This is a genomic window from Actinospineispora eucalypti, from assembly GCF_039543365.1.
Classification (GTDB): Bacteria; Actinomycetota; Actinomycetes; order Mycobacteriales; family Pseudonocardiaceae; genus Pseudonocardia; species Pseudonocardia eucalypti.
The window spans coordinates 305,380-328,331 of sequence record NZ_BAABJP010000001.1 but is presented as its reverse complement, the minus strand read 5'-3'; the positions used below and the strand labels follow the sequence as shown (position 1 = coordinate 328,331).

General features: G+C 70.8%; 26 protein-coding genes and 1 riboswitch. Of the genes, 9 read left to right on the top strand and 17 right to left on the bottom strand.

The genetic code is table 11. The features are described 5' to 3' along the window. Entirely contained in the window at window positions 1-594 is a 594-nt protein-coding gene (locus ABEB12_RS01575; RefSeq protein WP_185058588.1) for a Uma2 family endonuclease, read from the bottom strand. Window positions 595-784: 190 nt separating this feature from the next. Between ABEB12_RS01575 and thiC the strand changes: the two genes are divergently transcribed. Genes thiC through ABEB12_RS01560 form a run of 3 tightly spaced genes read left to right on the top strand, consistent with a single transcriptional unit; the run spans window position 785 to window position 4,114 of the window. After that, window positions 785-2,446: a phosphomethylpyrimidine synthase ThiC gene (gene thiC, locus ABEB12_RS01570; protein WP_185058587.1), complete on the top strand. Its 1,662-nt coding sequence runs from the start codon at window positions 785-787 to the stop codon at window positions 2,444-2,446. Continuing rightward, window positions 2,447-3,286 (top strand): bifunctional hydroxymethylpyrimidine kinase/phosphomethylpyrimidine kinase, encoded by an 840-nt coding sequence (thiD, locus tag ABEB12_RS01565; RefSeq protein WP_345702472.1) that lies wholly within the window; start codon window positions 2,447-2,449, stop codon window positions 3,284-3,286. Between the two features lie 21 nt (window positions 3,287-3,307). Next, window positions 3,308-4,114, top strand: a complete 807-nt coding sequence (locus tag ABEB12_RS01560; RefSeq protein ID WP_185058586.1) for an ion transporter — start codon at window positions 3,308-3,310, stop codon at window positions 4,112-4,114. A gap of 1 nt (window position 4,115) precedes the next feature. On the opposite strand, the gene ABEB12_RS01555 is transcribed toward ABEB12_RS01560, so the two are convergent. Beyond that, window positions 4,116-4,985, bottom strand: a complete 870-nt coding sequence (locus ABEB12_RS01555; protein WP_185058585.1) for an MBL fold metallo-hydrolase — start codon at window positions 4,983-4,985, stop codon at window positions 4,116-4,118. A 120-nt stretch (window positions 4,986-5,105) separates the two neighbouring features. Here ABEB12_RS01555 and ABEB12_RS01550 point away from each other — a divergent pair, with 120 nt between their 5' ends. The 3 genes from ABEB12_RS01550 to ABEB12_RS01540 all read left to right on the top strand — a co-directional run bounded on the left by ABEB12_RS01550 (window position 5,106) and on the right by ABEB12_RS01540 (window position 7,045). Next, the gene (locus tag ABEB12_RS01550; RefSeq protein WP_221497751.1) at window positions 5,106-5,819 is read left to right on the top strand and encodes an alpha/beta fold hydrolase; all 714 of its coding nucleotides are present in this window, start codon (window positions 5,106-5,108) and stop codon (window positions 5,817-5,819) included. Window positions 5,820-5,888: 69 nt separating this feature from the next. Beyond that, window positions 5,889-6,422: a gamma carbonic anhydrase family protein gene (locus tag ABEB12_RS01545; protein ID WP_185058583.1), complete on the top strand. Its 534-nt coding sequence runs from the start codon at window positions 5,889-5,891 to the stop codon at window positions 6,420-6,422. Next, window positions 6,419-7,045 carry a hypothetical protein gene (locus ABEB12_RS01540; protein ID WP_185058582.1) on the top strand — a complete coding sequence of 209 codons (627 nt, stop codon included), beginning with the start codon at window positions 6,419-6,421 and terminating at the stop codon, window positions 7,043-7,045. The genes ABEB12_RS01545 and ABEB12_RS01540 overlap by 4 nt, the downstream gene beginning before the upstream one ends. A 21-nt stretch (window positions 7,046-7,066) precedes the next feature. On the opposite strand, the gene ABEB12_RS01535 is transcribed toward ABEB12_RS01540, so the two are convergent. Next, window positions 7,067-7,930, bottom strand: a complete 864-nt coding sequence (locus ABEB12_RS01535) for a Gmad2 immunoglobulin-like domain-containing protein (protein WP_185058581.1) — start codon at window positions 7,928-7,930, stop codon at window positions 7,067-7,069. Between the two features lie 57 nt (window positions 7,931-7,987). On the opposite strand from ABEB12_RS01535, the gene ABEB12_RS01530 reads away from it, so the two are divergent. Further along, complete coding sequence (locus ABEB12_RS01530) at window positions 7,988-8,440, top strand: MarR family transcriptional regulator (protein WP_185058580.1); 453 nt, start codon at window positions 7,988-7,990, stop codon at window positions 8,438-8,440. Window positions 8,441-8,466: 26 nt separating this feature from the next. Here the strand turns inward: ABEB12_RS01530 and thiG are convergent, their stop codons facing one another. From thiG to thiO, 3 genes are all read right to left on the bottom strand, one after another. After that, window positions 8,467-9,225, bottom strand: a complete 759-nt coding sequence (gene thiG / locus ABEB12_RS01525) for a thiazole synthase (protein ID WP_185058579.1) — start codon at window positions 9,223-9,225, stop codon at window positions 8,467-8,469. A gap of 2 nt (window positions 9,226-9,227) precedes the next feature. After that, window positions 9,228-9,428, bottom strand: a complete 201-nt coding sequence (gene thiS, locus ABEB12_RS01520) for a sulfur carrier protein ThiS (RefSeq protein WP_185058578.1) — start codon at window positions 9,426-9,428, stop codon at window positions 9,228-9,230. Continuing rightward, a complete protein-coding gene (gene thiO / locus ABEB12_RS01515; protein ID WP_185058577.1) occupies window positions 9,406-10,617 on the bottom strand; it encodes a glycine oxidase ThiO in 1,212 nt (403 codons plus the stop codon). Before thiO ends, thiS begins: the two co-directional genes overlap by 23 nt. Then, window positions 10,611-10,721: riboswitch (TPP riboswitch) on the bottom strand. Its footprint overlaps the gene before it by 7 nt. 29 nt (window positions 10,722-10,750) lie before the next feature. On the opposite strand from thiO, the gene thiE reads away from it, so the two are divergent. After that, window positions 10,751-11,431 carry a thiamine phosphate synthase gene (gene thiE, locus ABEB12_RS01510; protein WP_185058576.1) on the top strand — a complete coding sequence of 227 codons (681 nt, stop codon included), beginning with the start codon at window positions 10,751-10,753 and terminating at the stop codon, window positions 11,429-11,431. 153 nt (window positions 11,432-11,584) lie between these two features. Here thiE and ABEB12_RS01505 read toward each other — a convergent pair whose 3' ends face one another. Both ABEB12_RS01505 and ABEB12_RS01500 read right to left on the bottom strand, forming a co-directional pair. Further along, window positions 11,585-12,424 (bottom strand): hypothetical protein, encoded by an 840-nt coding sequence (locus tag ABEB12_RS01505; RefSeq protein ID WP_185058575.1) that lies wholly within the window; start codon window positions 12,422-12,424, stop codon window positions 11,585-11,587. A 208-nt stretch (window positions 12,425-12,632) separates the two neighbouring features. Then, entirely contained in the window at window positions 12,633-13,322 is a 690-nt protein-coding gene (locus ABEB12_RS01500) for a DUF3159 domain-containing protein (RefSeq protein ID WP_185058574.1), read from the bottom strand. Between the two features lie 151 nt (window positions 13,323-13,473). On the opposite strand from ABEB12_RS01500, the gene ABEB12_RS01495 reads away from it, so the two are divergent. After that, window positions 13,474-14,265: a GDSL-type esterase/lipase family protein gene (locus tag ABEB12_RS01495; protein ID WP_185058573.1), complete on the top strand. Its 792-nt coding sequence runs from the start codon at window positions 13,474-13,476 to the stop codon at window positions 14,263-14,265. Here the strand turns inward: ABEB12_RS01495 and ABEB12_RS01490 are convergent. From ABEB12_RS01490 to ABEB12_RS01450, 9 genes are all read right to left on the bottom strand, one after another. Further along, window positions 14,259-15,314: an acyl-CoA dehydrogenase family protein gene (locus ABEB12_RS01490; RefSeq protein WP_185058572.1), complete on the bottom strand. Its 1,056-nt coding sequence runs from the start codon at window positions 15,312-15,314 to the stop codon at window positions 14,259-14,261. The two genes, ABEB12_RS01495 and ABEB12_RS01490, sit on opposite strands and share 7 nt — an antisense overlap. After that, window positions 15,315-16,259 carry a VOC family protein gene (locus tag ABEB12_RS01485; protein ID WP_185058571.1) on the bottom strand — a complete coding sequence of 315 codons (945 nt, stop codon included), beginning with the start codon at window positions 16,257-16,259 and terminating at the stop codon, window positions 15,315-15,317. 67 nt (window positions 16,260-16,326) lie between these two features. Next, complete coding sequence (locus ABEB12_RS01480) at window positions 16,327-17,073, bottom strand: enoyl-CoA hydratase-related protein (protein WP_185058570.1); 747 nt, start codon at window positions 17,071-17,073, stop codon at window positions 16,327-16,329. Between the two features lie 11 nt (window positions 17,074-17,084). Further along, on the bottom strand, window positions 17,085-18,323 hold the full coding sequence (locus tag ABEB12_RS01475) for an acyl-CoA dehydrogenase family protein (protein WP_185058569.1): 1,239 nt from the start codon (window positions 18,321-18,323) through the stop codon (window positions 17,085-17,087). Continuing rightward, on the bottom strand, window positions 18,320-19,891 hold the full coding sequence (locus ABEB12_RS01470) for an AMP-binding protein (protein ID WP_221497524.1): 1,572 nt from the start codon (window positions 19,889-19,891) through the stop codon (window positions 18,320-18,322). The genes ABEB12_RS01475 and ABEB12_RS01470 overlap by 4 nt, the downstream gene beginning before the upstream one ends. A 14-nt stretch (window positions 19,892-19,905) precedes the next feature. After that, window positions 19,906-20,316, bottom strand: a complete 411-nt coding sequence (locus ABEB12_RS01465; protein ID WP_185058567.1) for an ectoine synthase — start codon at window positions 20,314-20,316, stop codon at window positions 19,906-19,908. A gap of 2 nt (window positions 20,317-20,318) precedes the next feature. Then, window positions 20,319-21,590, bottom strand: a complete 1,272-nt coding sequence (gene ectB / locus ABEB12_RS01460; protein WP_425572184.1) for a diaminobutyrate--2-oxoglutarate transaminase — start codon at window positions 21,588-21,590, stop codon at window positions 20,319-20,321. An 18-nt stretch (window positions 21,591-21,608) separates the two neighbouring features. Beyond that, on the bottom strand, window positions 21,609-22,115 hold the full coding sequence (gene ectA, locus ABEB12_RS01455; RefSeq protein WP_185061056.1) for a diaminobutyrate acetyltransferase: 507 nt from the start codon (window positions 22,113-22,115) through the stop codon (window positions 21,609-21,611). A 143-nt stretch (window positions 22,116-22,258) separates the two neighbouring features. Further along, a complete protein-coding gene (locus tag ABEB12_RS01450; RefSeq protein ID WP_185058566.1) occupies window positions 22,259-22,816 on the bottom strand; it encodes a hypothetical protein in 558 nt (185 codons plus the stop codon). Window positions 22,817-22,952 lie beyond the last annotated feature (136 nt).

The following is a 22,952-nucleotide window of genomic DNA, read 5'->3' as shown; positions in this document are numbered from 1 at the left end:
TCAGACCAATGTGTCCAGGTCGAACTCGAACGGGAACGGCTGGGTGGAGCGGAATATCCCGGTGAACTCGCCGTCGTCGGCGTAACCGAACTCCCCGGCCTCGTGGCAGGCAAGCAAGCTCACCGGCGGCTCCAGGTCCACGACCCAGTAGTACGGCACACCCGCCTCGGCGTAATCACCCCGCTTATCGTGGTAATCGGTTCGCTTCGAACTCGGCGAAACAATCTCCACGACAAGCACCGCGTCCGAGGCACGCAGCAGTCCACCTTGTTCCCGGATACGCTGCCGCGCCTCGGCGTGAAACACGATGAGATCGGGCCTGCGGACGAAACCTGGCTGGTCCGGCGGGTTGATCTCGAGATCCAGGTCGAGGTCCTGGGTGACCCCAAACCCCGTCGGCAGCGCCGACTTGATCGCAACGAAGAGCTCACCCATGGCGTCGTTGTGCGCCAGACCAGGGCTCGGAGACATCAGGAGGCGCCCTTCCAGCAGCTCGGTGTAGCCGAACTCGGTCTCCCCGAGCGCGGCGTACTCGGCAACCGTCAGCAGCCGGGTAGGCATCGGGTGCGGCAGCTCGAACCGTGCGGCGGTCATGACGCGAGTCTCCCACGGGGGACCGACAATTCCGCCGAGTCTGGCGGGATCGGCGGCGCCGGGTTACGGTCAGAGCACAACTGCAGATCGCGGGAGCTCGGAAGACCGGGCTGAGAGGGCGGCTGTGATTCCACGGCGCCGCCGACCGTACGAACCTGACCGGGTAATGCCGGCGTAGGGAGGAAACGCCATGACTGGCCTGCTCAACGACCGTTCCGTCACCCCCAGTGTGACCACCGGCCCGATCCAGGGCTCGCGCAAGGTCTACGTCGACGGCCCGGACGGGATCCGGGTGCCGGTGCGCCGGGTGGACCTGACCAACGGCGAGCACTTCGACCTCTACGACACCTCCGGGCCGTACACCGGGGAAGACGCAGCCGCCGCGATCGACGTCCGGGCCGGGTTGCCCAAGTTGCGGCAGCCCTGGATCGACGCCCGCGAGCCGATCGACGGCGCGGCGACCCAGCTGGCCTGGGCCAAGGCCGGAATCGTGACGCCGGAGATGCGGTTCATCGCCATCCGCGAGGGCGTGGACGTCGAACTGGTCCGCTCCGAGGTCGCCCGAGGCCGGGCGGTGATCCCGGCCAACCACCGCCACCCGGAGTCCGAGCCGATGATCATCGGCAAGAAGTTCCTGGTGAAGATCAACGCCAACATCGGCAACAGCGCGGTGACCTCCTCCATCGAGGAGGAGGTGGACAAGATGGTCTGGGCCACCCGGTGGGGCGCGGACAACGTGATGGACCTTTCCACCGGCAAGAACATCCACGAGACCCGCGAATGGATCATGCGGAACTCGCCGGTGCCGATCGGCACGGTGCCGATCTACCAGGCGCTGGAGAAGGTGAAGGGCGACCCGGCCCAGCTGAGCTGGGAGGTCTACAAGGACACCATCTACGAGCAGTGCGAGCAGGGCGTGGACTACATGACCGTGCACGCCGGCGTGCTGCTGCGCTACGTGCCGCTCACCGCCAAGCGGGTCACCGGGATCGTCTCCCGGGGCGGGTCGATCATGGCCGCGTGGTGCCTGGCCCACCACAAGGAGAGCTTCCTCTACACCCACTTCGAGGAGCTGTGCGACATCCTGCGGGAGTACGACGTGACGTTCTCCCTGGGTGACGGACTGCGCCCGGGCTCGATCGCGGACGCCAACGACGCCGCGCAGCTGGCCGAGCTGAAGACCCTCGGCGAGCTCACCCACATCGCCCGCTCGAAAGACGTCCAGGTCATGATCGAAGGCCCGGGCCACGTGCCGATGCACAAGATCGCCGAGAACGTGCGGCTGGAGGAGGAGTGGTGCGGCGAGGCGCCGTTCTACACCCTCGGCCCGCTGGCCACCGACATCGCGCCGGCCTACGACCACATCACCAGCGCGATCGGCGCGTCGATCATCGCCCAGCACGGCACCGCGATGCTCTGCTACGTCACCCCCAAGGAACACCTCGGGCTGCCCAACCGGGACGACGTGAAGACCGGCGTGATCACCTACAAGATCGCCGCGCACTCCGCCGACCTGGCCAAGGAGCACCCGCACGCCCAGGGCCGGGACGACGCGCTCTCCCAGGCCCGGTTCGAGTTCCGCTGGGAGGACCAGTTCAACCTCTCCCTGGACCCGGACACCGCGCGTTCGTACCACGACGAAACGCTCCCGGCGGAACCGGCCAAGACCGCGCACTTCTGTTCCATGTGCGGCCCCAAGTTCTGCTCGATGAAGATCACGCAGGACGTCCGGGACTACGCCGAGAAGCACGGCCTGACCAGCGTGGAGGCCATCGAGGCGGGGATGGCGGAGAAGTCGGACGAGTTCAGCGCCGGCGGCGAACGGATCTATCTGCCGGTGGCGGGTGACTGAGTGGACAAAACCATCGGGCTGACCCCGCCGACCGCGCTGACCATCGCCGGCACCGACTCCGGCGGCGGCGCGGGCATCGCTGCCGACCTGCGCACCTTCGCCACCTGCGGGGTGCACGGGATGCTCGCGGTGTGCGCGGTGACCGTGCAGAACACCGTCGGGGTCACCGACTTCCACCCGATCCCGCCGGAGACGGTGGCGGCCCAGATCGCCGCCGTCGCCGGGGACATCGGGGTCGGCGCGGCGAAGACCGGGATGCTGGCCTCGCGGGAGATCATCGAAGCGGTTGCGCACGCTTGCGACCGGGCGGAGATCGGTGCGGCCGGGAAGACGCCGCTGGTGATCGACCCGGTGGCCGCGTCCATGCACGGTGACCAGCTGCTCGCCGACGCCGCGCTGGACGCGTTCCGCACGCTGCTGTTCCCGCGCGCCACCGTGGTCACGCCGAACCTGGACGAGGTGCGCCTGCTGGTCCAGGTGAACGTGCAGGACCGGGCCGCGCAGTACGAGGCGGCCCGCGCGCTGCACGCCCTCGGCCCAAAATACGTGCTGGTCAAGGGCGGCCACATGAAGACCGACGAGGACTGCGTGGACCTGCTCTACGACGGCTCCACGTTCGTCGAGCTGCCGGGGCCGAGGTTCGACACCGGCAACACCCACGGCGGCGGGGACACCATGGCGGCGGCCATCGCGTCCGCGCTGGCCTGCGGCCGGTCGGTGCCGGACGCGGTCGCCTTCGCCAAGCGGTACATCGTGCGGGCGGTTCAGCACTCGTACCCGCTGGGCGCCGGGCACGGCCCGGTTTCCCAGCTCTGGCGGGTCAGCGACCAGCCCGTCTGAGGCCCGCTTAACATCACCCCCATGGTTTCCCGGGAGCGGATCCGCGACACGGTCGAGAACCCCCGGTTCCAGCAGTTCATCATCGCGGTGATCGTGGTCAACGCGGTCACCCTGGGCTGCGAGACGTCCGGCTCGCTGATGGCGCGGCACGGCGACCTGTTGCACCTGGTCGACCGGATCGCGCTGGGCATCTTCGTGCTCGAGCTGGGCCTGCGCATCTACGCCCACGGGTGGCGGTTCTTCCGCGACCCGTGGAGCGTGTTCGACCTGGTCATCATCGTGGTCGCGATAGCCCCGGCCACCGGCGAGTTCAGCGTGCTGCGGACCCTGCGCATCCTGCGCGCGCTGCGCCTGGTGTCCATGGTGCCGAGCATGCGCCGGGTGGTCGGCGGGCTGCTCGCCGCGCTGCCCGGCATGGGGTCGATCATGGCGCTGCTGGGGCTGATCATCTACGTCTCGGCGGTGATCGCCACCACGCTGTACGGGCGGATCGCGCCGGAGCACTTCGGCTCGCTGGCCACCTCGCTGTTCACCCTGTTCCAGACCATGACCGGCGAGGCGTGGCCGGACCTGGCCCGCGAGGTGATGGCGGTCGAGCCGTCGGCCTGGGTGTTCTTCGTGGTGTACATCCTGATCTCCTCGTTCATGGTGCTGAACCTGTTCATCGCGGTCACCGTGAGCGCCATGGAGGGCCAGGTGATGGCCGACGCGCGGGCCGAGGAGGCGGCCAACGCCGCCGAGGAACAGCTGGCCAACCGGGAGATCCTGGCCGAGCTGCGCTCGCTGCGCGCCGAGCTGCGGGAGCTGCGGGCGGCGTCCAACCGCTAGCTCACCAGCGGACGGCGGTGAAGTCGACCGGGCGGGGCGCCAGCCCGGCGACCCGCCCGGCCAGTGCGCGCATCCGCCGCGCCATCTCCTCGGCGGGCAGCCGGATGCGCCCGCCGTGCCCCGGCAGCAGCCACTCGAACCGGAGCTCGCCGGCCACCCGGGCCAGCGAGGCGGCCTGTTCGGTGATCGAGTACCAGGTGACGGCGTCGGCCACGGCGAGATCGTCGTCCGCGCGCGACCAGTAGAGGCTGTCCCCGGTGAAGCAGTACCGGTCGTCCACCAGGTAGAGCATGCTGCCCTCGGTGTGCCCGGGCAGCGGGTGGGCGTACACGCCGTCCACGATGCGCACCGGCGCGGTGCCGCTCGGCACCAGGTCGGCGTCCGGCGCCGAGTCCAGGTCACCCTGGTGGATGCACAGCCGGGCGCCGAACCGGTCGGCGTAGCGGCGGCCGTGCGCGGCGTGGTCGGCGTGGGTGAGCAGCACGTGGGTGACCGGCCCGAACTCCGCGTACCGGGCGGCCAGCGGTTCGCTCCACCGGGGCGTGTCGACCATCAACAGCCCGCCCGGCCGGCGCACCAGGTAGGCATTCGCCCCGGCGGTGTGCGACGAATTGTGCCCGCACAGCATCACCGTTTCGTCCAGCGCCACCGGAAATGGGTCCCAGGCCGGGTCGAGCCGCTTATCGGCAAGGCGGATCGAACGCGTCGGACAGGCGAAGGCGGCGGCCCTCACGGCGGCCACCTCGGCCTCGTCACGGGGCTGCCTCACCACCTCGGAACGGCCGTTTACCTCGGCAATCAGCCCGGGCGCCAGCTGCCGGGCCACGTCGCAGTTGAAGCACCGGCCATCCACGTACCAACCATTTTCCATAAATCCAGCCTAGGTCCGCGCCAATCAATTTGCACACAACTCGAAGAATTCGCAGATAGCACATTCCGGAGCCCGTCAAGCAATTTCACACAATTGGTTTATGCTGGCGGCGTGCCGACGATGCAACGTGACGACGCGACCATCCACTACGAGGAGCACGGCGCGGGCTTCCCGATCCTCGCGCTCTCGCCCGGCGGTATGCGGTCCACCGCCGACTACTGGGAGAAGGTGCCCTGGAGTCCGGTGCGCTCGCTGGCCGGCGACTACCGGGTGATCACCATGGACCAGCGCAACGCCGGGTCCTCCACCGCGCCGGTGACCGGCCGGGAGGGCTGGCCGACCTACACCGCCGACCAGCTGGCCCTGCTGGACCACCTGGGCATCGAGCGCTGCCACGTGGTGGGCATGTGCATCGGCGGGCCGTTCCTGCTCGGCCTGCTGCGCGCGGCGCCGGAGCGGTTCGCCCGCGTGGTGGCCCTGCAGCCGATCGGGCTGGACGGCAACCGCGAGGCGTTCCACGAGATGTTCGACGGCTGGCGCGACGAGCTGGCGCCGAACCACCCGGAGGCCACCGAGGAGGCCTGGGCGGCCTACCGGTCGGCGATGTACGACACCGAGGACGTGCTGTTCAGCGTGCCGGTCTCGTTCCTGTCCACGATCGGCCAGCCGCTGCTGGTGCTGCGCGGCAACGACCAGTACCACCCGGCCAGCGCGTCCGAACTGCTGGCCGCATCGGTCCCGGGCGCCCGGCTGGTGCGGCGGTGGAAGGAGCCGGAGCACCTGCCGTCGGCTACCGCGGCCATTGCGGCGTTCCTGACGGAACGCCGCCCGTGAGTGGCGAGTGACGCTATAGCGCTACTTGCCACTCACGGGCGGCCGAAGGCCGCAACATAGGGTGCGGGCATGCCGCTGTATTCCTTCGAGGGCGCCGCGCCCACCGTGCACGGGTCCGCCTGGATCGCGCCAACCGCGACCCTGATCGGCGACGTGCGGGTGGAGGCGGAGGCCTCGGTCTGGTACGGCGCGGTGATCCGCGCGGACTTCGGGCCGATCGTCATCAGTGCCGGGGCGAACATCCAGGACAACTCGGTGCTGCACGGCGGGCCGGACCCGCTGGTGGTCGGCCCCGGAACCACGGTCGGACACCTGTGCGTGGTGCACAACTGCATCATCGGCACCGAGTCGGTGATCGGCAACGGGGCCACCGTGCAGGACGGCGCGCGCATCGGCGACCACTGCCTGATCGGCGCCGGCTCGCTGGTCCCGCCGAACATGGTGGTGCCGGACGACCAGCTCGTCCTCGGTGCGCCGGCCAAGCTGCGCGGGCCGCTCACCGAGTCGGCCAAGTGGTGGGTGGAGTCCAACCCGGCGATCTACCGCGAGCTGGCCGCGCGGCACCGGGCCACCGCGTCGCCGATTTCCGAGGGGGCGCGGTGAAGTTCTACGCCGAACAACCCTCGCGGCTGGCCCGGCAGCTGGTCGCCGACCTTCTCGCGCTGGCCTGGCTGCTGGTGTTCTGCCTGGTCGGACTGCACATCCGGGACCAGCTGCTGCGGCTGCGCGCGCCGGCCACCGGGCTGGTGGACGCGGGCGCGGCGATCGGTGAGGCGTTCGGCGTCGCCGCCCAGGGCGCTTCCATGGTGCCGTTCATCGGGGACACCCTGGCCAGCGCGTTGCGCAGTGGCCAGTCGGCCGGCCAGGCGCTGTCCGGGGCGGGCCAGGAGCAGCTCGACCTGGTGAGCACCGTGGCCACCAACAGCGCGATGGTGGCGGTGCTGCTGGGCATCCTGGTGCCGGCCGTGCTCTGGCTGCCGATCCGGCTGCGCTACGCCCGCACCGCCGGCGAGGCGGCCGCCCTGCGCACCGGCGACCCCGACCTGCTGGCCCTGCGCGCCCTCACCAACGCCCCCCTGGGCCAACTCCGCACGATCACCGAGCAACCGGCCACCGCCTGGCGCCGGGCCGACCCGGACACGATCAACGCCCTGGCCGCCCTGGAACTAACCCGCCTGGGCCTCCACCCTCCGCAACCCCGCGAGTCGGAGCTTTCAGCACCCTGAGTCGGAGCTTCCAGCACACGCTCAGCGGACCGTGATCTTCTTGGTGTCGGAGTAGGGGGCGCGGCCCTGGCCGTCCGACTCGTCGGACTCCTCGGCGACCAGCGTGTACTCGCCGGGCTCCAGGGTCACCGTGAACGAGTACGGCGCGAACTCCATGCCGGACCGGGTCGTGGTGTGCCCCTTCTGCACCACGTCGCCCGACGCCGCGCCGCCGCGCACCACCCGCCACAGCAGGTTGCCCTCCCAGACCCGGGCCTCGCCGCTCACCTTGACGCTCCGGCCGACCGTGCCGCCGTCCATCGGGTTGTCGATCTGCACCAGCGACCGGACCTTCGTCGGGTCGACGCGGGAGATCGGCTTCGCCGTGGACACGAATCCCAAGAGGTGCTCGACCGGCTTGCCGGCGACCAGGATCCGCACCGGGTCCTTGGACTGCAACGCCCCCTGCGCCGTGTAGATCAGCTGCTGCACCGCCAGGTCGGTGGTCTCCTTGGTCGCTTCCTCGCCCTCGTCGTTCGGCTCGGTCAGGTCGACCGTGATCACGCCGCCGGCGTGCTTCACCGGCCCCCGCGGCGCCCAGCCGGACGGCCACAGCGACTTGTAGTCCGGGTCCACCGCCGCGTCGCCGGACAGCGCGTCCCGCACCGCCGACGTGGCCGCGTCGTCGTCATGCGTCTTGTGGAACTCCCGGTACAGCCGCCAGCCGGCCCCGGTCTTCGCCCCGTAGTAAACCGGCACCGCGTTCCCGGGGGCTTCCTCGGAGCTGGAAGGGCCGGGTCCGGACGACTCGGTGCCACCGGTCGGCGCACCCGTTTCCGAGGTGCCGCAACCTCCCAGCAGCGCTCCCGCGATAACCAGGCCGACCGCCGCTCGGGTTGCGCGCATGGGTACCTGTGTACCGCCCCATAGCCTGGAAGCCCCGGCAGCCGCTACTGTCCGGGCGTGTCGACCGACCCCGCCCGCGAGGTTGAGCTCAATCGGCTCGAGGACCAGTTCGGCGTGCTGCTGCGCCGCTCCCGCCGGTCCATGCGCCGCTTCGCCGAGCGCGTGCACCCGGAGATGGAGGCCAGCGGCTATCCGGTGCTGATGGTCCTCACCCAGGCGGCCCCGCTGCGGCTGGGCGATCTGGCCGAGGAGTTCGGCCTGGACAAGTCGACGATGAGCCGGCACGTCACCTCGCTGATCCAGCTCGGCCTGGTCTGCCGTGAGCCGGACCCGCAGGACGGCCGCGCCTTCCTGCTGCGCCCCTCCGAGGACGGGCGGCGCCGGCTGGCCGCCGTCACCGACGCGCGGCGCATCGAGTGGCGCGGCCGGCTGGACAACTGGACCACCGACGAGCTCGCCGTCTTCGTCAACGGGCTGACCAGGCTGAACGCCGACCTGGACCGCGACTGAGTCAGTCCACGGACGGGCTGGAGGCGTCAGTCGACGGACGGGCTGGAAGCCTGGGCCCAGTAGCGGCGCGGGATGCGGCCGGCCGCGCGGGCGGCGTGGCCGGCCTGGACGGCCAGGCGCATCGCGTGCGCCATCCGCTCCGGGTCGCCGGCCCGGGTCACCGCGGTGGCCAGCAGCACGGCGTCACAGCCCAGCTCCATCGCCTGCGCCGCCTCAGACGCGGTGCCGATGCCGGCGTCCAGGATCACCGGCACGCCCGCGCCCGCCACGATCATCTCGATGTTGTGCGGGTTGCGGATGCCCAGCCCGGTGCCGATGGGCGAACCGAGCGGCATCACCGCCGCACACCCGGCCTGCTCCAGCTTGCGGGCCAGCACCGGGTCGTCGTTGGTGTAGGGCAGCACGGTGAACCCGTCGGCGACCAGGTGCTCCGCCGCGTCCAGCAGCTCGATCGGGTCGGGCAGCAGGGTGCGCTCGTCGGCGATCACTTCCAGCTTGACCAGGTCGGTCTCCAGCGCCTCGCGGGCCAGCCGCGCGGTGAGCACCGCCTCGGCGGCGGTCCGGCAGCCGGCCGTGTTGGGCAGCACCTCGATGCCCAGCCGGCGCAGCAGATCCAGTACGCCGGTGCCGGTGGCCGCGTCCACCCGGCGCATCGCCACGGTGGTCAGCGCGGTGCCCGAGGCGACCAGCGCCCGCTCCAGCACGGCCAGGTTGTTGGCGCCCCCGGTGCCCATGATCAGCCGTGATTCGATCTTGCGGTCGCCGATGACCAGCGCGTCCTGCATCCTCAGCCTCCCTGTACCGCGGTAAGCACTTCCACTCGCGAACCCTCGGCCAGCGCGAACGACGCCCAGGTGGCCCTCGGCACCACCTCGCCGTCCACCGCTACCGCCACCCCGGTGCGGGGCAGCTCGGCCGCGTCCAGCGCGTCCGCCACACTGGCCGGGTCGGCCAGCTCCCGGACGTCACCGTTGATCCAGACCTGCATCGGTCACCTCCTTACCGCCCTTACCGCCGAGCCGGGCCGGGTCGGCCGCCTTGACCGGCGCCGGCACCGGTTCCCCGGACAGCTGGGCCAGCACCGCGTCCGCCGTGAGCGGGGCGAGCAGCATGCCGTTGCGGCCGTGGCCGGTGGCCACCAGCACGCCCGGCTCCAGCTCGCCGATCAGCGGCAGGTTGTCCGGCGTGGCCGGGCGCAGCCCGGCGGTGACCTCGACCAGCGCGTACTCGGCGATGCCCGGCAGCACCCGTTCCGCGTCGCGCAGCAGGTCGCGCACCCCGTTCACCGCCGGCTCGGTGTCGAACCCGGCCTCGTACTGGGTGGCCCCGATGACCAGCCCACCGCCGTCCCTCGGCACCGCGTACACCGGCCGCCCATCCACCACCGCGCGCACCGTCCGCCCCGGCGGCGCCAGAGCCCCCGCCCGGTGCCGCAACCGCAGAATCTCCCCCTTCACGGGCCGCACCGCCCCACCCAACGCCGGATGAAACCCACCCGAATACGCCCCCGCCGCCACCAACACCACATCCGCCCCCGCCACCAACGCCGATTCAGTCACTTCAGCACGCTGATTCAGTCGTTCTGGCACATCGGCGGCCAGCTCCACCCCGCCGGAAATCACCCGCGCCACGTGCGCCTCGACGAACTTCACACCGGCCCGCTCGGCGGCCGCCCGCAACGCGGCCAGCAGGGTCCGGTTGTCCACCGCCAGATCACCGGGAACGGAGAGCCCGCCGCGCACGTCCGGCCCGATCGCCGGTTCCAGTCTGCGCAGCTCACGAGCGGTGAGCCGGTCCACATCACGGCCCAACCCGCCCAGGTACTCGGCCAGGTCGTCCAGCTCGGCGCGGTCTCCGGCGGCCGCCGCGACCACCACCGTGCCCTCTTCCCGCAACCCGGCCGACCGGCCGGCGGCCTCCCGCAGCGCTGTGGCGAACACCGGCCAGCGAGCCAGGGACTCCGCCCCGAGCTCGAGCAGTTCCTCCTCGCCCGGCCAGGCCTCGGTGACCGGGGCCAGCATGCCGCCGGCCACCCAGGAGGACCCGCTGCCCGGCGCCGGGTCGATCACCTCCACCCGCCAGCCGGCCTCGGCGGCCCGCCACGCGCAGCTCAACCCGATCACCCCGGCGCCCACGATCGCCAGCCGCCCCGGACGGTGTGTTTGCTGTGTCGCCATAACCTCCCGCTCCCTGCGCCGGCATGACCCGGATCAGGTTCGACGGTCGGGACCGCGTCAGTCCCCTCTCAGCCCGGTGCGAGTGGGCTCCCGTGCGTAACCACCGTCCAGCTTACGCGCTACCGTCGGGCTCGTGCCTGTCTTCGATGCCCAGAAGCTACGCGCCCGGCTGGACGACGCCCGGTTGTACCTGTGCACCGACGCCCGCCGGGACCGCCGTGACCTGGCCGAGTTCGCCGACGCCGCACTGGCCGGTGGGGTGGACATCCTGCAGCTGCGGGACAAGTCCGGCGCCGCGTTGGAGGCTCGCGACGAGTTGGCCCTGCTGGAGGTGCTGGCCGACGCCTGCGCCCGGCACGGCGCGCTGCTCGCGGTGAACGACCGGGCGGACGTGGCGCTGGCCGCCGGCGCCGACGTGCTGCACCTCGGCCAGGACGACCTGCCGGTGCCGGTGGCCCGGCGCATCCTGGGCGACGATCCGGTCATCGGCCGGTCCACGCACGCCTCCGCCGAGACGATCGCGGCGGCCGGCGAACCGGGCGTGGACTATTTCTGCGTCGGCCCGTGCTGGCCCACGCCGACCAAGCCCGGCCGCCCGGCGCCGGGCATCGACCTGATCCGCGAGGTCACGGCCAGCGGCACCGCCCGCCCCTGGTTCGCCATCGGCGGCATCGACCGCGAGGAACGGCTGGACGAGGTCCTCGCCGCCGGCGCAACGCGCATAGTCGTGGTGCGCGCCATCACCGAGGCCGAAGACCCCACCGCCGCCGCCCGAGCCCTCACCACCCGCCTCCGCCAATCCCCGATCCAATGACTCCCGCAGCCTGATTCAGTGCTTTCAGCAGGCTGATTCAGTGGTTTCAGCAGCCAGAACCCACTGAATCACGCTGCCAAACCCACTGAACCACCCTGCCAAACCGACTGAATCACGCTGCCAAACCCACTGAATCAGGCTTGGGGGGCGTGGTTACTGGCCGAGGAGGTTGGGGAGGATCGGGGGTGGGGTGTTGGAGTCGGTGGGGCGCAGCTTGTCGGTCGGGTCCTCGGTGTCCCGCTTCGGGTCGAGCAGGCCGCCGCGGTCGTCACGGGAGTTCGAGTCGTCCCGCTCGTCGCGCGAGTCCGAGTGGTCCCGCGAGTCGTTGCCCTCGCTCGAGTCGTGCTCGGACTCGTTCGGCGGGGCGACCGGGGCCGGTGCCGGGGAAGGCGTTACCACTGCCGGCTTGGGGTCCAGCACCCGCTGGATGCTGGTCCGGCCCTCGTTGTCGAACAGCATCGAGCCCTTGGCCAGCTCGATCCCGGTGACCGCGGCCAGGGCCAGCGCGAAGATCATCAACGGCGCGCCGACCAGCACCTTCCACGTGCGGCGCGGGCGGGCGGGGGCAGGGGCGGGGGCGGCGAGCGCGGGGTCCAGGCGGACGGTCCGCTGCTTGGCCAGCTTGGCGGCGCGGGCGGCGTCCGCGTAGGTCGGCGTGTCCGGCAGGCCGGCGCCCCGGCGCACCCGGTTGCGCACCGAGTCCTTGGTGCGCTCGATGGACCGCTGGTAGAGGTTGGTCGCCACGGTGGTGGCCACGGCCCCGACGGCGGCGCCGCCGACCGTACCCAGCGCACCGAAGTACGAGCCGAACACCGACGAGGTGGCGGCGGCCATGCCACCGGCCACCACCTTGCTCATGGTCAGGTCGGCGGCCACGGCGCTCACCCGGGCGCCGGCCGACTGGTGCGCCGGCTGGGCGGGCGGGTGCGGCCCGGTGACGGGCCCGACAACCGGTCCCACGACCGGCGTGGGCACCGGCCCGCTGAGCGGCATGGCCGGAGGTCGCACGGGGGCCGCCTGGTTCGCCGCCGGGAACTGCCGGGGAGTGGGCACCGGCCGGTTGGGTTGGCGGGGAATGCGCCGTGCTTGCTGATGGGGAGCTTGTCGTGCGGGCTGGGCGCGGTTCACTGGAAGGTCATGGCTCCGGTTGCTTGCGCGTACGGTCAGTGTGGTCAGTTGCGCCGGATGGCCGCACCCGCGATCACTGATCGTGCGTGCTTTCACCCGACCGGGACCGAGGGTAGCGGATGCCGGGATGATCTTCCGGTAGGGCTGTGCGCATCACCGGCCAGGACAACGCCACGCAGGCCACCAGCGGAACCCAGGTCAATGCGCGCGCGATTCCCAACGCTATGACCTGGTCAGAGAGGTAGAGCGGGACGAAAACGGCGACCCGCACGACGTACTGCGCCGCCCACACCCAGCTGGCCCGGGAATACCCGCGCAGCAGCCACGGATCGGCGCGCCACCGCGTCTTCTGCCCGAGTGCCAGCCCGACGATGACTCCGAGTAACGGCCACCTGATCACCACCGAGGCCGCCCAGACCAGCGTGGACAGCACGTTCGAGGCGATCTGCAGCAGGAAGAAGTCGGCCGCCCGCCCGGTGCGCAATACAACGAGTGACGCCACCGCGACGCCCAGCAGGCCCAACACCACCGCCGCCGGCCGGCGGCCCCGGGCCAGCCGTATGACTGCTATCACGACCCCGGCGGCCAACGCCGCGCCCGCGCCCCACAGCACCGCGTTCGTGCTGTCCGTGGTCGAGCCGGCCCCGGCGATGGCCCAACCTGTGACAAATGCCACAGCGGGTACGCCGGCGTCCAGCGCGCCGGTCCGTCCGCCCAGGACCTCGGCCAACGGCGACGCGGCGGCCTCCGGTTCTCGCGTCATGCCCCTACTCTGCCCCAGTCCCGCATAACTGTTTCGCGACCCGGTGGCGCGACACGAGCAAAAACGTAATCCTGAAAGACCGGCTGCTGACAGAATGGTGAATCAGGCCTGAACAAGCCGGGCCAACGCGCACGGAGGGGGGCGAGCGACGGTGCGTACCACCTGGAGCAGCTATGTCGCGCTCGGCGACAGTTTCACCGAGGGACTCGACGACCGGCGCGACGACGGCACCCCGCGCGGCTGGGCCGACCGGCTCGCCGAACGCCTCGCCCAGGATGCGCCGGACTTCCGCTACGCCAACCTCGCCGTGCGCGGCAAGCTGCTGGACCAGGTCGTCAACGACCAGGTGCCGGTGGCCGAGCGGCTGCGCCCGGACCTGATCACGTTCAGCGCCGGCGGCAACGACATCATCCGGCCCCGCTGCTCGCCCGACTCGGTGGCCGAGCGGTTCGACGCGGCGCTGGCCCGCCTGGTGGCCACCGGGGCGGACGTGGTGATCTTCGCCGGGTTCGACACCCGCCGGATGCCGATGCTGTCCACCATCCGCGGCCGCATCGCCACGTTCAACGAGCTGCTCCGCACCATCGCCGACGCGCGCGGCTGCCGGGTCGTGGACCTGTGGGCGATGCAGCCGCTCTCCGATCCCCGGTCCTGGGGCCGAGACCGCCTGCACCTGACGCCGGACGGGCACCGCCGCGTCGCCCTGCGCACCCTGGAGGTGCTGGGCCTCCCGGTCACCGAGAACTGGCGGGAGCCGCTGGCGGTCGCCGACCCGTACCCCTGGGCGCGCCGCCGCCAGGAGGACCTGGACTGGGCGCGCAACTACCTGGTGCCGTTCCTGGCCAACTGGGCGCGCGGCCGCCAGACCGGCGAAGGCTTCGCGCCGAAGCGCCCCCAGCTGATGCCGATGTTCGACCCCTCCTCCCGCGAAGCCGCCTACTGAGGTAAACCGATCGCGTCGGCGACGCGGTCGGTCTGCTCGTCGCCATCCCCGAACGCCAACGCGGTCGCGGTGGCGTGCCGCAGGTACAGGTGCAGGTCGTGCTCCTCGGTGAACCCGATCGCTCCGTGCACCTGGTGCCCCAGATCGCAGACCCGCTGGTAGGCGTCGCTGCACCAGGCCTTGGCGGCGGCCACGGTCAGCTCCGCTCCCGCATCCCCCGAGGCCACCCGCCAGATCGCCTCGTAGGCCAGGTAGCGGGCACCGAGCACGTCGATCGTCATGTTCGCGCAGTGGTGCTGAACCGCCTGGAACGAGCCGATCGGCCGGCCGAACTGGGCGCGGGTCCCGGCGTAGTCCACGGTCAGGTCCAGCACCCGCTGCGCCCCGCCGACCATCTCGGCGCAGGTCGCCGCCGCCCCGTGCAGCGCCAGCGACCCGGCCACCGCCGCGCCTTTTCCGATCCCACCGACCACCCGTCCCGCCGGCACCGCGACGTCGGCGAAGGTCAGGTGGCACGGGCGGTCGTCGCCGACGGCGGCCAACGGGGTACGGGCCACGCCGGCGGCCGTCGCGTCCACCAGCACCGCCGTCCGCTCGCCGTCACCCGGCCCGACCGCGACCACCAGCACATCGGACGCCGACCCGCCGAACGGCACGAACTCGGCCGCCCCCCGGAGCAGCAGCCCTCCGGAAAGCGTGGCCAGCTCACCACCGGGCGGGGTGAACGCGTAGCTGAGCACCCGGCCTTCACCGACCAGTGCAGCCTGCTCCGCCGTACCGAACGCGGCCAGCACCGGCGCCACGCAGCCCAGCGCCGCCGGGTACGGCGAGGGCACCCGGGCCGCGCCGAGCTGCTCGATGATCAGGCAGGCCTCGGTGAACTCGGCCTCGCACCAACCCAGCTCGACCAGTTCCTTCCACAGCTCCGCCGAATACCCGGCCGGGTCGTCACCCAGCGCCCGGGTCCCGGCGACTCCCGCGCGGGCGGTCAACAGCTCGCGCGCGGTGTCCGCGATGAGCCGCTGCTCCTCGGTCAGGTTCAGGTCCACTCAGGCTCCAACCGGGGGTGGAATCTTGTCCGACCGCACCCACACCCCGGGCTGCTCCTCCCAGAACAGCTGCACCAGCACGCCGGCGGCGTGCTTCGGGTGGATGAAGGTGTGCTTCCAGGCCGCGCCGTCCTTCACGCCGTCCTCGTAGTCGAAGGTCGGCACCTCCTGGGCCTCGCACGCGGCCAGCGCGGCATCCCAGTCGCTCACCTGGAAGGTGACGTGGTGCGCCGCCGGGCCGGAGCGGGCCAGGAACTTGTCCACGAACGAGTCCTCGCCCCGCCCGGTGATCACTTCCCAGCAGATGGACGAGCCGGGGATGTTCAGCACCAGGTCGGCCATGTCCGGGATCTCGTCCTCGGCGGTCCGCCACACCTGCACGAACCCCGCCAGTTCGGTGTACCAGCGGGCCAGCTCGTCGCGGTCGTGGAAGGCCTGGCAGATGTGGTCGATGCCGAGAATGCCCAGCACGGGCCGCGCCGGCTCCGGCGAGGAGACCGGCGTCGCCGACTCGTCACCCAGCATGTGCAGGTCACCCGGCCCGCGCAGCCGCCAGAGCACCCCGGGGCCGTGCTCGGGCGGGGACAGCGACGCCTCCACCCAGCGGCCCGGCGCGAAGTCGGTGACCTTCAGGCCGCGCGACTCCAGCTCGCCGACCGCCGCGTCCAGGTCCGGCACCTCGGCGCCGACGTGGTGCAGCCCGGCCCGCCCGCCGTGCTCGTCCAGCCATCCGGCCAACGCCGAGTCGGCACCAGAGGGCGTCAGCACCACCCAGTACTGCCCGAACGCGCCCGGCACGGCGAACCGCACACCGCGCACACCCGCCGAAGGGTTGTCCCACTCACTGACCCGCCGAAACCCGAACAGGCCCTCGAACAGGCCGGCGTGCTTGTCCAGGTCGGGCGTCACCACGGCGACGTGGTCGATCCGGTAGATCCGGAGCATTGCTCGATCCTTCCTAAGTCTCCCGCGCGCGCCGAACTGGGCGCGCGCTCGGCAAGCGCGTTCCGCGCTAAACGGGGTGCGGCTCGATCCAGTCGTAACCACCGGTGACCAGTTCCTTGACCAGGCGCAGGTTGTAGCGGTTCATCGCGGCGATCCGCTCCGCCAGCTCCGCCACGCGCGTGTCGAAGTCGTCGGCGGTGAACACGTCGTTCACCAGGCCGATCTTCAGGGCGCGAGCGGCGTCCAGCCGCACGCCGGTGAACAGCATCTCCTTGGCCAGCGCCTTGCCGACCCGCGCCGGCAGCCGCTTCACCCCGCCCCATCCGGGCGCGTTGCCACCGAACTCGGGCTGGTCCGGGTCGCCGTCCTCGGTCATCTTGGGCCGGTACGGCGGCCGCGCGGACAGCGTGATCTCGACCAGGCCCATCTTGGCGTTCTCGTGGGCGACGATGAAGTCGGCGCCCAGCGCGAGCTCCAGCCCGCCGCCGACCGCGTAGCCGTGCACCGCGGCGAACACCGGGATGGACAGCCGCTCCATCATGGCGAACGTCTTCTCGCCCAGGCGACCCTGCTCGATGCGGTCGGCCTTGGTCAGCGACTCGGACCACTTCAGGTCCATGCCGGCGCAGAACGCCCGCTCGCCGGCGCCGCGCAGCACCACCACGTTCACGTCCGGGTCGTCGTCGATCTCGGTGAACAGCCGGCGCATCGCGTGCATCATTTCCGGCGTCAGCGCGTTCAGCTTGTCCGGCCGGTCCAGGGTGAGCCAACACACCCGGTCCTTGACCTGGACGTCCAGTCCTTCGTACGACATGCGTGTTCCTCCTAGGAACGGGGCAGACCCAGGCCCCGGGTAGCGATCACATTGCGTTGAATTTCGGCGGTCCCGCCGAGGAAGGTGGCCGCGACGGCGTCCATCCGCTGGTGGGTGAACACGGCACCCAGCGGGGCGTCGGCCCGCTGCCACAGCCCGGCGTGCCGGCCGAACACCCGCGCCCCGGTGCGGGCCAGCCGCTGGTGCAGTTCGGCGGAGAACAGCTGGTTGACCGACGCCTCGTAGCCGGGCACCTCCCCGGCCGCCTGCTTGGACACGGTGAGCCGGGCCAGGTTGTAGAGCACCCGCATCTCCGTGTAGCGGCGCGCCACCTCGCGGCGGCCACCGGCGGCGAAGTCCGGGCGCAGGTACCGCCGCCCCTCCTCCGAGGCCACGTAGGAGACCAACCGGCGCAGCGCCTGCTCGTACTTGATCGTCGCGCCGATCCCGGCCCGTTCGAAGGACAGCGCGTCCATCGCCACGTACCAGCCCCGGTTCTCCTCCCCGACCCGGTTGGTCACCGGGATCCGGGCGTCGTCGAAGAACACCTCGGCGAACGGCTGGTCACCGCGGATGTCGGTGATCGGCCGGATGGTCACCCCCGGCGTGGTCACGTCGACCAGCAGGAAGGTGATGCCCCGGTGGGGTTTCTCGGCGGCCGGGTCGGTGCGCACCAGCACGAACAGCCAGTCCGCGTGGGTGCCCAGCGAGGTCCACACCTTCTGCCCGTTGACCAGGTAGGCGTCCCCGTCCCGTACCGCTTTCGTACGCAAGGACGCCAGGTCGGAGCCGGAACCGGGCTCGGAGAACCCCTGCGCCCAGGTGCGCTCACCCCGGGCGATCGGCGGCAGGTGCTCGCGTTTCTGCTCGTCGGTGCCGTGCGCCATCAGCGTCGGGCCGAGCAGGAAGGCACCGATGCTGCCGACCGTCGGCACCCCGGCCCGCATCATCTCCTCGGACAGGATGAACTCGTCCAGCACGGACAGCCCGGCCCCGCCCAGCTCAGCCGGCCAGCCGGGGGTGATCCAGCCCTTCGCCGTCAGCGCGGCCGCCCACTTCCGGGCGCCCTCGGCCCGGGACGGGTCGGCCGAGTTCCGGTCGGCCGGCCAGTTGTAGCCCAGGACGTCCTCCGGCTCCAGGCTCTGCTCCGCCTCGGTGTCCGGCCGGTACTCCGGTGGGAACTCCTCCGCGATGAACTGCCGCACCTGGGCGCGAAACTCGGCCTGTTCGGGCGTATCAGCCCAGTTCATGAGACACCTCGCAAGCGGTTCTCCCGATCCCAGGTACCCGGCGTGATCCCGGCCTCGCGCAGCACGTGTTTGGCGATCTTGTCGGTGGGCGTGCGGGGCAGTGCCTCCACGACCTCCAGGAACCGGGGCACCATGAACGAGGGCAGCTTCTCCCCGCAGTACTCGGCCAGCTCCTCGAGGGAGAGCGAGGCCCCGGGCCGAAGGACCACGGCCAGCTTGACCTCTTCCTCCTCCAGCTCGGACGGCACGCCGATGGCCGCGCACTCCAGCACGGCGGGGTGCAGGTTCACCTCCGACTCGATGTCGAACGCGGAGATGTTCTCCCCCCGGCGGCGGATCGCGTCGGCCATCCGGTCCAGGAAGTAGAAGTAGCCGTCGTCGTCGAACCAGACGCGGTCCCCGGTGTGGAACCACATGTTGCGGAACGCACTGGCGGTGGCCTCGAAGCGGCCGTAATAGCCGGCGGTGATCACCGACGGCTGCTTCGGCCGGAGCACCAGCTCGCCCGGTTCGCCCGGCCCGAGCAGCCGGTCCCGGTCGTCCACCACGCCGACCTCGAACCGCTCGGAGTTGGCCTGCCCGCAGGAACCCAGCCGCCACTGCCCGAACGGGCTGGCCAGCGGGATCCCGGCCTCGGTGGACGTGTAGGTCTCCACCGAGCGCACCCCGAACCGCTCGTACAGCGGCGCGTCCAGGGTGGACTTGCCCATGTAGAAGATCTCCAGCGGGTGCTCCTTGTCGTCCGGCCGGGGCTCGGCGGACAGCAGGATCGGGATCATGGAGAACACGCTCATGCACACCTGCGCCCGGTAGCGGCGCACGTCCTCCCAGAACCGGGAGGCGGAGAACCGCTCGACCACCGCGATCTCCCCGCCGCACAGCAGCGCGGCGTACACCCCGTCCCACAGCCCGGCGGCGTGGAACAGCGGCAGCGGGCAGTAGATCTTCTTGCCCCACCGGCCCAGGAAGGTCAGCGAGTCGTACGCGCAGGTCAGCGCCAGCGCGTGCGGGACCAGCGCACCCTTGGAGGGCCCGGTGGTGCCGGAGGTGTACATGATCGCCAGCAGGTCGGAGAAGCTGGCCCGGTGATCCGGCCGCTCGGCGCCGTTGCCGAGCAGGCTGGCCAGGGACACCGCGGGCTTGCCCAACCGGTCCATCCCGGTCGGCTCCGGGTTGCGCACGATCACCCGCAGCAGGTCGGGCAGCTCCGGGGCGAGCGGCGGCAGCCGGTCCAGGTAGGCCGCGTCCACGACCAGCGTGGAGCAGTAGGCCGTGGCCAGCACGTGCCGGAGCAGCTCGCCCCGGTACGCGGTGTTCACCGGCACCGCGATCGCCCCGATCCGGGCCAACGCGAACATCGTGAACACGATGTCCGGACAGTTCGGCAGCATCACCGCGACGTGATGTCCCGGCCGCACCCCGGCGGCGATCAGTCCCTGCGCCACCCGGTTGGCGAGCTCGTCGACCTCGCCGTACGTGCACTTCCCATCGGCGAACTCCAGGAAGGGCGACGCACCCTGCTCGCGCGCGCGGGCGGCGAGCAGATCTCCAACTACCAAGTCCTCCAAGCGTCCATCAGGCATCACTCAGAATTGGTAACAGTCTGATTGTCTACAATCAAGGGATAGACCCCGTTTTCGTCGTGCACCTCCCGGCCGGTGACCGGGGGGTTGAACACACAAACCGTGCGCATCTGCGTCTTCGGCCGCAGCTGGTGCTTCTCGTGCCCGTTGAGCAGGTACATCGACCCCGGGCCGAGCTGGTACGTGACGTCGTTGTCCTTGTCGTACAGCTCCCCGTAGCCCTCGGTGACGAACACCGCCTCGATGTGGTTGGCGTACCAGAAGTCGTTCACCGAGTCGGCGTCCAGAACGGTCTCGTGCAGCGAGAACCCGACCCCGTCACCGGCGAGCACGATCCGCTTGCTCTGCCAGTGCGGGGTGATCACGTCCCGGTCCGTGCCGGTGATCTCTTCCAACGTGCGAACGATCATCCTCAGACCACGCTCCGCACGGCGTCGGCGAAGATGTCCATGCCCTCGGCCAGCTCGGCCTCGGTGATGGTGAGCGCCGGCATGATCTTGGCGACCTCGCTGTCCGGGCCGGCGGTCTCCAGCAGCAGCCCGCGCTCGAACGCGGCGGAGGCCGCCCGGTCGGCCAGATCGCTCTTGCCGAACTCCAGGCCACGGGCCAGGCCGCGCCCCTTGACCTGTAGGTCCGCGCCGGGCAGCGACTCGACCAGCTCGGTCAGCGCGGTGTGCACGACCTCGCCCTTCTCCAGGGTGCTCCGCTCCAGCTTGTCGTCGCTCCAGTACTCGCGCAGCGCGGCGGAGGCGGTGACGAACGCCGGGTTGTAGCCCCGGAAGGTGCCGTTGTGCTCGCCCGGCCCCCAGATGTCCAGCTCGGGACGGATCAACGTGATGCCCATGGGAAGCCCGTAGCCACTGATCGACTTGGACATGCACACGATGTCCGGCTCGATGCCGGCGATCTCGAAGCTGAAGAACGGCCCGGTCCGGCCGCAGCCCATCTGCACGTCGTCCACGATCAGCAGGATCTCGTGCCGGCGGCACAGGTCGGCCAGGCCGCGCAGCCACTCGGCCCGCGCCGGGTTGATGCCGCCCTCGCCCTGCACCGTCTCCACGATCACCGCGGCCGGCTCGTTCAGGCTGGACCCGGCGTCCTCGAGCACCCGCTCGAACCACAGGAAGTCCGGCACCTGGCCGTCGAAGTAGTTGTCGTAAGGCATCGGCGTGGCGTGCACCAGCGGGATGCCGGCGCCGCCCCGCTTCATCGAGTTCCCGGTCACCGACAGCGAACCCAGCGTCATGCCGTGGAACGCGTTGGTGAAGTTGATCATCGCTTCCTTGCCCGTCACCTTGCGGGCCAGCTTCAGCGCGGCCTCCACGGCGGTGGTGCCGGTCGGGCCGGGGAACTGCACCTTGTAGTTGAGCCCGCGCGGCTTGAGCACCAGCTCGGTGAACGTCTCCAGGAACGCCGCCTTGGCCCTGGTGTGCATGTCCAGCGAGTGGATCACCCCGTCACCGGACAGGTAGTCCAGCAGCGGGCCCTTGATCGCCGGATTGTTGTGCCCGTAGTTGAGCGCACCCGCGCCGGCAAAGAAGTCCAGATACCGCCGGCCTTCGGTGTCGGTCATGTGCGACCCGACGGCGTTGTCGAACACCACCGGCCATCCCCGGCAGTAGCTGCGCACCTCGGACTCACGCTCTTCGAACGTGCGCAGGAGATCTTCCTCGGTTTTATCCATACTCATGGTCATCTTCAGTCAGCTTCCCGATCCGATAGGTCCGATGCGGTACAGATGCTCCGGCTGGTGATCGGCACCGAGTAGGTCCGGGCCGAATAGCTCGCTTCTCTCGATCGGCGCGCCATTGCGCTCGGCAAATGCGGTGAACAAGGCGATGGACGCCTTGTTGTCGGGAGTGATGGTGGTTTCCATCCGGTCCACGTCCGCCACTTGGTGGAACAGCGTGTCCAGCATTCGGACCGCCAGCCCCTCCCCCCTGGCGGAGGGATCCACCGCGACCTGCCACACGAGCAGCACGTTCGGGCTGTCCGGCCGACGGAACCCGGTGACGAAGCCGACGACGGCCTGGTCTTCGGCCCGCCGGGCTACCACCGAGGTCTCCGCGAAGTCGCGGCACCACAACAGGTACGCGTACTTCGAGTTGACGTCCAACACCTTTGACTCGTCGGCCAGGCGCCAGCACTCGACACCATCGGCAACGGTCGGCTTTTCAATGCGGATCTTTTGGTCGGCGGCGGCTATCATGATGCTCAATAAGTTAACAGCATGTGTCGCCCGATGCAGTGCCCAGCGCCGTCGACCTGCGATAATACAAAACTATTGTGAAGAGCAATACACACAGGTTTGAACGCGCCGAAAGTGGGTAGCGGCGCGCTCACCTGCGGGCCTTACGCCATATTAACGGCCGCGCGCCGGGTCCAATACCCGGCCAGCTCGTTCGCCATTCGCGCGGCGTGCGCACAGTTGCTCGCGTCCATCGGATCGGCCATCCGCCGGCTGGCCACGTCCAGCAGAATCGCCAGCATCGCGGCCGCCGCGATGATCGAGGTGCGCAGCGTGGGGACGGTCGCGGTGCCCACCACGGTGAGCGGCCCGGCGAACGGCCCCCACATCGCGGAGGTCAGCCCGTCGGTGCACCCGGCCGGCCGTTCGCCCTGGTCCAGGCCGAGGCCATGCACCGGTGCACCGAGCGTGGGCAGCGCGTCACCGATCGCCACGGTCCGAGGGCCGGCCAGCCGCCAGGCGTCGGCGTCCGCCTCGCTGATCTCGGCCAGTATCCGGCCGCCGTGGATGACCGCGAACAGCCCGTGCCGGGCCGAGGCGAGCAGCACGGGTGCATCGGCATGCCGCGCGCGCAGTACCACGGCCAGCCGCCGGGTGCTGACCGCCAGCAACGCGGTCACCTCGTCCAACAGCGCGGCCCGCTCCGTCTCGACTGTCGCCATGATCGCCATCGCGCTCGCGCTCCCCGGACTCTGCTCGTGACGGATAGCGCCGAACCCGACGCACACCGCGACGCTAACCACGTCCACACCCCCGCACGCCCCCTTCCGTAACTTGCATGTGCAATTGCAAACACCC

Bases quoted from the DNA above. Each gene is read 5' to 3' on its own strand.
- ABEB12_RS01575 (WP_185058588.1), bottom strand. From the start codon at position 594: ATGACCGCCGCACGGTTCGAGCTGCCGCACCCGATGCCTACCCGGCTG.
- thiC (WP_185058587.1), top strand. From the start codon at position 785: ATGACTGGCCTGCTCAACGACCGTTCCGTCACCCCCAGTGTGACCACC.
- ABEB12_RS01560 (WP_185058586.1), top strand. From the start codon at position 3,308: ATGGTTTCCCGGGAGCGGATCCGCGACACGGTCGAGAACCCCCGGTTC.
- ABEB12_RS01555 (WP_185058585.1), bottom strand. From the start codon at position 4,985: ATGGAAAATGGTTGGTACGTGGATGGCCGGTGCTTCAACTGCGACGTG.
- ABEB12_RS01550 (WP_221497751.1), top strand. From the start codon at position 5,106: ATGCAACGTGACGACGCGACCATCCACTACGAGGAGCACGGCGCGGGC.
- ABEB12_RS01545 (WP_185058583.1), top strand. From the start codon at position 5,889: ATGCCGCTGTATTCCTTCGAGGGCGCCGCGCCCACCGTGCACGGGTCC.
- ABEB12_RS01535 (WP_185058581.1), bottom strand. From the start codon at position 7,930: ATGCGCGCAACCCGAGCGGCGGTCGGCCTGGTTATCGCGGGAGCGCTG.
- thiG (WP_185058579.1), bottom strand. From the start codon at position 9,225: ATGCAGGACGCGCTGGTCATCGGCGACCGCAAGATCGAATCACGGCTG.
- thiS (WP_185058578.1), bottom strand. From the start codon at position 9,428: ATGCAGGTCTGGATCAACGGTGACGTCCGGGAGCTGGCCGACCCGGCC.
- thiO (WP_185058577.1), bottom strand. From the start codon at position 10,617: ATGGCGACACAGCAAACACACCGTCCGGGGCGGCTGGCGATCGTGGGC.
- ABEB12_RS01505 (WP_185058575.1), bottom strand. From the start codon at position 12,424: ATGCCGCTCAGCGGGCCGGTGCCCACGCCGGTCGTGGGACCGGTTGTC.
- ABEB12_RS01500 (WP_185058574.1), bottom strand. From the start codon at position 13,322: ATGACGCGAGAACCGGAGGCCGCCGCGTCGCCGTTGGCCGAGGTCCTG.
- ABEB12_RS01485 (WP_185058571.1), bottom strand. From the start codon at position 16,259: ATGCTCCGGATCTACCGGATCGACCACGTCGCCGTGGTGACGCCCGAC.
- ABEB12_RS01480 (WP_185058570.1), bottom strand. From the start codon at position 17,073: ATGTCGTACGAAGGACTGGACGTCCAGGTCAAGGACCGGGTGTGTTGG.
- ABEB12_RS01475 (WP_185058569.1), bottom strand. From the start codon at position 18,323: ATGAACTGGGCTGATACGCCCGAACAGGCCGAGTTTCGCGCCCAGGTG.
- ABEB12_RS01465 (WP_185058567.1), bottom strand. From the start codon at position 20,316: ATGATCGTTCGCACGTTGGAAGAGATCACCGGCACGGACCGGGACGTG.
- ectB (WP_425572184.1), bottom strand. From the start codon at position 21,590: ATGGATAAAACCGAGGAAGATCTCCTGCGCACGTTCGAAGAGCGTGAG.
- ectA (WP_185061056.1), bottom strand. From the start codon at position 22,115: ATGATAGCCGCCGCCGACCAAAAGATCCGCATTGAAAAGCCGACCGTT.
- ABEB12_RS01450 (WP_185058566.1), bottom strand. From the start codon at position 22,816: ATGGCGACAGTCGAGACGGAGCGGGCCGCGCTGTTGGACGAGGTGACC.